The following is a 1,381-nucleotide window of genomic DNA, read 5'->3' on the forward strand; positions in this document are numbered from 1 at the left end:
TATCTGCCCACAGACCCCGCTTCATTGTTCTGGCCTCTCTCTGGTATACCGGCAGGGTGTAATCTGTGTTGAAATCAGGATATACCCAGGCTGCACCATGCTGTACCAGCCAGCGGTTAACTTCCATGCCGTTTTCGGTATATACCCGTCCAGGAATACGCCCGTAGCGGTCTGTCTGTGTGTATGTCACGGTTACGGGCGTATTTACCACAAGGCTTTTAAGTTGATTCATTGACCTGCGCCCAAAAGGCTGTTTCTTTTCCGGTGCATCAATATTAACAAGACGAATCCTCACGGGGTGCCGGGCCTGTAATATCTCCAGAGTATCACCGTCCAGCACACGAATAACGAGTCCCTGAATTTGAACGGCACAGACAGAACCGGAAAGCAGAAGTGTGAGTGCGAATATATATTTTATCATTTTATCATTTTCCTGATTTATTTTTATGGGGATGACGTTAATATTACGCGTTGAAAAAATACATGTTTTTATCTTCTGAGGCACCTGGCTTCACGGAGGATATTTATTCCTGTAGGCTAATCACTGTGTCTGGGTAAACAACAGATATCTGGTGGCGATATGCAGGAACGTATTGATTATCATATTGAGAAATATCAGTTCAGGGCGAGGAATGAGTCTCCACGACTGATGCGTCAGTGGGCTTATGTCATGCGTGAATGCCGGGAGACCGGGGCTGGAGCCAGGGAGCGACTGCGGACAGCATTACTGAATGTTGATTATGTGACCAGTTTTGAGCTGCCGTTTCGTCTGCTGTTAACCCGGACACCGCAGATGATTGACACTCTGCGTCGGGAATGGTTGCTCAGTCAGAAAAAAGCCCTGTTCAACGGGCGGCAGCGGGGATGTGTATACAGTCTGCAGAATGACTTATCCGGCGTGCCGGATTGTTTCAGCTACAGTCTTGCGACGCGAATACGGCGGATGGACTGCTATGGCATGACGACACGTTGTTTCACTGATATCGCCGGGCAGGTTAAAGCCCCGACGGCACGACTGAAACTGGCGCTGGAAAGCGGGTTGCTGGTAACGGCACTGGATGGCCTGTTCTGGCTGGGAACTCAGCGAATTGCCGCTGATGTGCAGAGACTGCGTCAGTCAGGTATGGTTATAGTCACCCGGGAAGTTGAGGTATCCGACTCCCTGACCGGAACCACCAGACTGGTTTCTGCCTGTGCACTTTAACGCACAGGAGGAATCTTTGTTACCGTATTCGTACTGATTCTGACGTTTACTGTTGTTGACCGGGACAGATTACAGACAGGATATTTTATGCGAGATAAATCAGAAGTATTAACCGGAGCGCAGAAAAACAGATTTGGTCTGATTCCTTATATTATACTATTATCAGTTGTTTATATA

2 protein-coding genes are annotated in these 1,381 nt (G+C 48.2%); one reads left to right on the forward strand and one right to left on the reverse strand.

The window, feature by feature from the left end; all coding sequences use genetic code 11:
• Positions 1-421, reverse strand: a 421-nt coding sequence (locus E0D98_RS24205; RefSeq protein WP_131891255.1) for a thermonuclease family protein, incomplete at its 3' end; no start/stop codon positions are given.
• 159 nt (positions 422-580) lie between these two features.
• Between E0D98_RS24205 and E0D98_RS24210 the strand changes: the two genes are divergently transcribed.
• The gene (locus tag E0D98_RS24210; protein ID WP_131891258.1) at positions 581-1,204 is read left to right on the forward strand and encodes a DNA-binding protein; all 624 of its coding nucleotides are present in this window, start codon (positions 581-583) and stop codon (positions 1,202-1,204) included.
• The last annotated feature ends 177 nt before the right edge of the window (positions 1,205-1,381 follow it).

The sequence above is a fragment of the Escherichia sp. KCJ4928 genome (assembly GCF_004352695.1).
GTDB lineage: Bacteria > Pseudomonadota > Gammaproteobacteria > Enterobacterales > Enterobacteriaceae > ECMA0423.